Here is a 5,408-nt window from a genome sequence, read left to right on the forward strand (position 1 = left end):
CGTGTATCTCTCGGTGCTGAATGCGGAGACCTTCACCGACGTGCCGCACTTCACCGTGAAGTACACGATCGAGCGGATGATCGAGCAGTTCGATCTTCCGGCCACCGTGCTGCGGCCGTCGTACTTCATGCAGAACGATGCCGCGCTGAAGGATGCCGCGACGCACGGTGTGTATCCGATGGCGCTGGGCAACGCGGGCATCGAGATGGTCGACGTCCGCGATATCGCCGACATCGCCGCCGCAGCCCTGTTGCGCCGTACGCGCGCCGCGGGACCGCTGCCGCGTGAAGTGATCGAGATCGCTGGTCCGGAAGCGCTCACCGGCGCCTCGGCCGCGAAGGTGTGGGCCGAAGCGCTCGGCCGTGACGTCAGCTACCTCGGCGATGACCTGGACGCGGCCGAGGCGGCGATCGCCGAGCGCGCACCGGCATGGGCGGCGTACGACCTGCGCCTGATGCTTTCGCGCTTCCACCGCGATGGCATGCGTGCGAAGCCAGCGGCACGCGGCACGTTGCAGACGCTGCTGGGACGCGAGCCGCGGACGTATGCGGCGTTTGTCCGCGAGGTGGTGGCTGCCGCGCAATGAACCGGCGTGGTAGGAGCCCACCCTGTGGGCGACGCCTTTCGCGACCGCGTAGCAGGACCCGTGGGTCTTTCGCGAAAGGCGTCGCTCACAGGGTGAGCTCCTACCGATAGCGCTATTTCGCGGCGGCCTTTAGGGCAGCGATGTCCAGCTTCGTCATGTGCATCAGCGCGGCCATCGCCTTCGGGCTCTTCGCGAGCTCATCGATATCCTCGGGGCAGATCTGCCATGACAGGCCGTAGCGGTCCTTGAGCCAGCCGCAGGCCTGGGCCTTGGGGTCGCCGCCGGCGGAGAGCTTCTCCCAGAAGTGGTCGATCTCCGCCTGGTCCTTGCAGTACACGACCAGCGAGAGCGCTTCGTTGAACTTGAAGATGGGTCCACCATTCAACGCGGTGAGCGGTTCGCCATCGAGTTCGAAGTTCACCGTCATTACCGAACCCTGCGGCCGGCCGGAGGCATCCGAGGATTCCTTCGTATAGTGCGTGACGGAGGTGATGCGCGAGTTCGGGAAGATCGACGTATAGAAATTCGCGGCCTCTTCAGCCTGCGTGTCGAACCAGAGGAACGGGGTGATGCGGCGGAACGGGCGGCTCATGGCAGGCTCCCTCGTGGTGGTGTCTACCCCTACGTCGATCAGGCCTCGCCGTTTTCGACATCGCCCTCGCGCTTGTGCTGCGGATCGCCGGATCCGGTGTTCACCGGCTCCACGGGGCCGGGCGGCTGGCCGTGCGAGGGATCGCCGGAGCCGGTCGTGGGGTCATCGTAGGTTTCGCGAGGCGACATGGTGGCGCTCCCCGTAAGTGGCCCCCATGAGGAGACCACCGCGCACGTAAACGCGATGTTCACGCCCGGCGGGCGAGCGCGACGCAGAAGTCCACGAAAGCACGCACCTTGGGCGGGGCGTGGCGCCGCGTGGGGTAGAACGCGTAGAGCGGGAAGGTTTCCTCGGCGTGGTCGGGAAAAAGCTCCACCAGGCGGCCGTCCTCGAGCGCGTCGCGGACGCTCACTTCCAGGACCTGGGCGATACCGGCGCCCGCCACGCACAGCCCGTACATCGTCGCCGAATCCGTGACGAGGATCGGACCCGTCGTATCGACGGTGGTGACCTTTCCGGGGCGGTGAAACTCCCACTCGAAAGGCCGCCGGGTCACCGGGTCGCGGAACTGGAGGCATTGATGAGCCAGCAGGTCCTTCGGTGCGCGTGGCGTACCGTGCGCGGCCAGGTATGACGGCGCGGCCACCGTCAGCACGCGCGTGTCGAGGAGCTTGCGCGCCACCAACGACGACGACTCCGGCACGCCGAAGCGCACCGCGACATCGATACCCTCGGCGATCAGGTCGCCGATGTCATCGCGGGTGACGATCTCGATCTCCAGTTGCGGGTGCTCCGCGAGAAAGCCCGTGAGGCTTGGTGCGACGACCAGCCGCGAGAACATCGGATCGAGGCTGACCCGTAGCCGTCCACGCACGGCCTGCGAATCGCCCGCGGCGGAAATCGCGGCTTCCTCGATGCCCGACAGCAACGGCCCGACCTGGGCGACGAGGCGCTCGCCTTCGTCCGTGAGGTGGACCGAGCGCGTGGTTCGCTGCAGCAGGCGCACTCCGAGCCGCGCCTCCAGTCGGCCGATCGCGCGGCTGACCCCGGAGGGCGAAAGGCCCAGGGCATCGGCGGCGCGGGCGAAGTTGCCGGTCTCCACGACGGCAACGAGAACGCTGAGGTTGCCGAGCAGGCGGCTGTCGGTGGACATGGTGGCGACTCGTGAGCGTATGTCACGAACGATCCGCCGGTCACGCGCCCCAGTCAATAACTGCCAGGGTCAGAACCAGAGCCGGACGCCCGCCACCCAGCGCCGGTCCGTGATCCGTCGGCCCTGTTCCGCGGCGAGGTCAGCGGTACCGCCGGTGAGGTGCTCCCACGCCACGCCGACATACGGCGCGAACGTGCGCGTGAACTCGTAACGCAGCCGGAGACCGCCCTCCACCGACGAGATGCCGGAGCGCAGCAGGCGCCGCGCATCGTCCTTGCCGTAGGCGTTCACTTCGAGCTCCGGCTGCAGGATCAGGCGCTGCGTGATCCGCAGTTCGTACTCGGCGCGCACGCGCGCCGCCGTGCGGCCGCCCTGCCCCACATATGCCGTCGCCTCGAGTTCGAACCAGTACGGCGCGAGCCCCTGCAGGCCGAACGCCGCCCACTGGCGCTTCGGGCCTTCGCCAAAATCGCTGCGCACGCCAAGCTGCGTGTCCCAGAAGGTCGCGACGGCGTGGCTCCAGAGCAGCTCCACGTCGCCATCGCGCAGCCGGCCATCCTCGCGTTCGCCCTCGCTGCGCAGCCACAGCTTGTTTGCGTCATTCCCGTACCAGCCTTCGGCTTCCCACGACTGGCCGTGACCGCCCTGCCCCGCGAACGCTTCCAGCCGGTCCAGCAGCAGCGTGGCGCTGGGCGCGGTGTCATCCATGTCATGCATCGCCATCCCGTGCATGGCCGATGGCGCGATACCGTCGGAGTAGTCGGGGTTTCGGGCGTCGGCCGGCGCCGAACCGCCCTGCATCGGGCCCATCTTCATGCTGCCCATGTCGTGCGTCGCCGGCATGTCGCCCATGGCATGGCCTGCATGCGGGTCCTGCACCGGGGACGGCGTAGCGGGCGTCGCGGGTGCCGGCTCGGTGGGTGGCGTATCGGCGTGATGCATGCCGGCATGGTCCATGCCGCTCATCGCCGGCATCTCCTGCGCAGCCGCGGCGAAGGGCCACAAGGCAACGACGAGCCACGCGCGCCTCACGACACCACCACTTCGCGGAACATGCCCGCTTCCATGTGGAACAGCATGTGGCAGTGGAACGCCCAGCGCCCCGGGTTATCGGCGGTCACCGCGTAACTCACCTGCTGCGCCGGCTGCACGTTCACCGTGTGCTTGCGCACCTGGAATGCACCGTCGGGCGTCTCCACCTCGCTCCACATGCCGTGCAGGTGGATGGGGTGGTTCATCATCGTATCGTTCACCAGGGTGACGCGCAGGCGTTCGCCCTGGCGGAGGTGCACCGGCTTCGCCTCGGAATATTTCTGCCCATCGAAGCCCCACGCGAAACGCTCCATGTTCCCCGTGAGATGCAGTTCGATCGTACGCGCCGGCTCGCGTGTATCGATCGGCCCACCGACCGTGTGCAGGTCGGCATAGGTGAGCACGCGGTGCTTGCGGTCGCGCAGCCCGACACCGGGGTCGTCGAGGTTCGTGCGCGGCATGTCGACGTGCATGTCCGTGTTCGGCCCGTACTCCGTGCTCGCATGGTGCGCCATGACCATGCCGCCATCGGTGGCGTCGTCCGCCATGGAACCCATCATGTCGCGCATGGCCAGGCGAGGGCGCGCATCGAGCGCGGGCACGGCGGCCTGCATGCCCGCGCGTGGCGCAAGCGTGGCGCGCGCGTAGCCGGAGCGATCGATCGATTGCGCGAACAGCGTGTACGCGCGGTCGTCCGTCGGCGTGACGATGACATCGTACGTCTCCGCCGCTGACAGGCGCAGTTCGTCCACATCGACCGGCACGATGTCCTGCCCGTCCGCCGCGACCACCTGCATGCGCAGGCCCGGTATGCGCAAGTCGAAGATCGAATTGGAGGAGCCGTTGATGAGGCGCAGGCGCACGCGCTCCCCGGGCCGGAATTCGCCCGTCCAGTTGCCTGCGGGCGCGGTGCCGTTCACGAGATAGGTATAGGTCGCGGCGGAAACGTCTGCCAGGTCGGTAGGATTCATCCGCATCTGGTTCCACATGCGGCGCATGGCCACCGCGTCGTGGAAGCCCTTCTCGCTTGCGTCGCGCAGGAAACCGGCAAGCGTCGGCTGACCGTAGTTGTAGATGTCGGAGCGCGTGCGCAGCTTCGCGTACACGCTCTCCGGATCTTCATCCGTCCAGTCGCTGAGCAGGATCACGTGCTCGCGATCGGCCGGGTAGCGTTCGCCACCCGCGGGCTCGATCACGATGGCGCCGTACAGGCCGCTTTGTTCCTGGAACCGGCTGTGTGCGTGGTACCAGTAGGTACCCGCCTGTTTCGCGGGAAAGCGGTACGTGAACGTGTTGCGCGCGCCGATGCCATCGAAGCTGAGGCCCGGGACGCCATCCTGGTTCGCCGGCACGACCAGTCCGTGCCAGTGGATGGAGGTCACGCTATCGAGCTGGTTCTCGACGGCGATCACGACATCGTCGCCCTCGCGCCAGCGGAGCGTCGGGCCGGGCACGCCACCGTTCACCGTGACGGCCTTTCGCGCGCGTCCCGTGAAGTCGACAGCCGCCTCACGCACGGCGAGCCGGAAGGCCGGGCCCTGCAACGCCGCCATGCGCGGCATGACCCGGTCGGGCTGGCCCGCGCGGACGACACCTGCGGCCAGGCCCACCCCGGCAACCGCCAGGCCCTGGACAAAGCGGCGGCGCGAGGGATCAAACGGGGCAAGACGGCGGCCGTGCATGGCGTGCGAGGATCCGGTGGGCGTGGCGGGATGCCGAGCGTAGCGAGCCCCCGCACCTGCCGACAACTCTGGATCAGGCTCCGTGCGGGCTGCACGGCCTGTTCACCGCCACCCGCCAATCATCGCGAGCATGAGCCTGCAGGACTACCGGAAGAAGCGCGACTTCACCCGGACGCGCGAACCCGCGCCCGAGGGCAGCGCGCGCGGTGGCCGCGCGATCTTCGTCGTGCAGTTGCACCACGCCTCGCGCCGCCACTTCGATTTCCGCTTGCAGGTCGGTGACGTGCTGCGCAGCTGGGCGGTGCCGAAGGGCCCGAGCTACGACCCGAAGGTGAAGCGCCTCGCCGTCGAAGTGGAAGACCA

General features: G+C 68.1%; 7 protein-coding genes. 2 read left to right on the forward strand and 5 right to left on the reverse strand.

Annotation, left to right across the window (positions count from 1 at the left end):
* Positions 1 to 586 (forward strand): NmrA family NAD(P)-binding protein (locus tag ACTHLF_RS03330; RefSeq protein ID WP_440324861.1); only part of this gene is annotated, 586 nt, incomplete at its 5' end.
* A gap of 112 nt (positions 587 to 698) precedes the next feature.
* Here the strand turns inward: ACTHLF_RS03330 and ACTHLF_RS03335 are convergent.
* The 5 genes from ACTHLF_RS03335 to ACTHLF_RS03355 form a co-directional block, all read right to left on the reverse strand.
* Entirely contained in the window at positions 699 to 1,178 is a 480-nt protein-coding gene (locus tag ACTHLF_RS03335) for a VOC family protein (RefSeq protein ID WP_440324863.1), read from the reverse strand.
* Between the two features lie 38 nt (positions 1,179 to 1,216).
* On the reverse strand, positions 1,217 to 1,366 hold the full coding sequence (locus tag ACTHLF_RS03340) for a hypothetical protein (protein WP_440324865.1): 150 nt from the start codon (positions 1,364 to 1,366) through the stop codon (positions 1,217 to 1,219).
* A 59-nt stretch (positions 1,367 to 1,425) separates the two neighbouring features.
* Positions 1,426 to 2,331, reverse strand: coding sequence for a LysR family transcriptional regulator (locus tag ACTHLF_RS03345; protein WP_440324867.1), 906 nt, complete (start codon positions 2,329 to 2,331; stop codon positions 1,426 to 1,428).
* A 69-nt stretch (positions 2,332 to 2,400) separates the two neighbouring features.
* A complete protein-coding gene (locus ACTHLF_RS03350) occupies positions 2,401 to 3,363 on the reverse strand; it encodes a copper resistance protein B (RefSeq protein ID WP_440324869.1) in 963 nt (320 codons plus the stop codon).
* Positions 3,360 to 5,045: a copper resistance system multicopper oxidase gene (locus ACTHLF_RS03355; RefSeq protein WP_440324870.1), complete on the reverse strand. Its 1,686-nt coding sequence runs from the start codon at positions 5,043 to 5,045 to the stop codon at positions 3,360 to 3,362. Before ACTHLF_RS03355 ends, ACTHLF_RS03350 begins: the two co-directional genes overlap by 4 nt.
* A 130-nt stretch (positions 5,046 to 5,175) precedes the next feature.
* On the opposite strand from ACTHLF_RS03355, the gene ACTHLF_RS03360 reads away from it, so the two are divergent.
* The coding region (locus ACTHLF_RS03360) for a DNA polymerase ligase N-terminal domain-containing protein (RefSeq protein WP_440324872.1) at positions 5,176 to 5,408 on the forward strand (233 nt) is incomplete at its 3' end.

Origin of the sequence: Luteibacter sp. (genome assembly GCF_051958795.1) — a bacterium.
GTDB lineage: Bacteria > Pseudomonadota > Gammaproteobacteria > Xanthomonadales > Rhodanobacteraceae > Luteibacter.

Excerpts from the sequence above, each read along its gene's own strand:
- ACTHLF_RS03335 (WP_440324863.1), bottom strand. The coding sequence starts at position 1,178 with ATGAGCCGCCCGTTCCGCCGCATCACCCCGTTCCTCTGGTTCGACACG.
- ACTHLF_RS03340 (WP_440324865.1), bottom strand. The coding sequence starts at position 1,366 with ATGTCGCCTCGCGAAACCTACGATGACCCCACGACCGGCTCCGGCGAT.
- ACTHLF_RS03345 (WP_440324867.1), bottom strand. The coding sequence starts at position 2,331 with ATGTCCACCGACAGCCGCCTGCTCGGCAACCTCAGCGTTCTCGTTGCC.
- ACTHLF_RS03355 (WP_440324870.1), bottom strand. The coding sequence starts at position 5,045 with ATGCACGGCCGCCGTCTTGCCCCGTTTGATCCCTCGCGCCGCCGCTTT.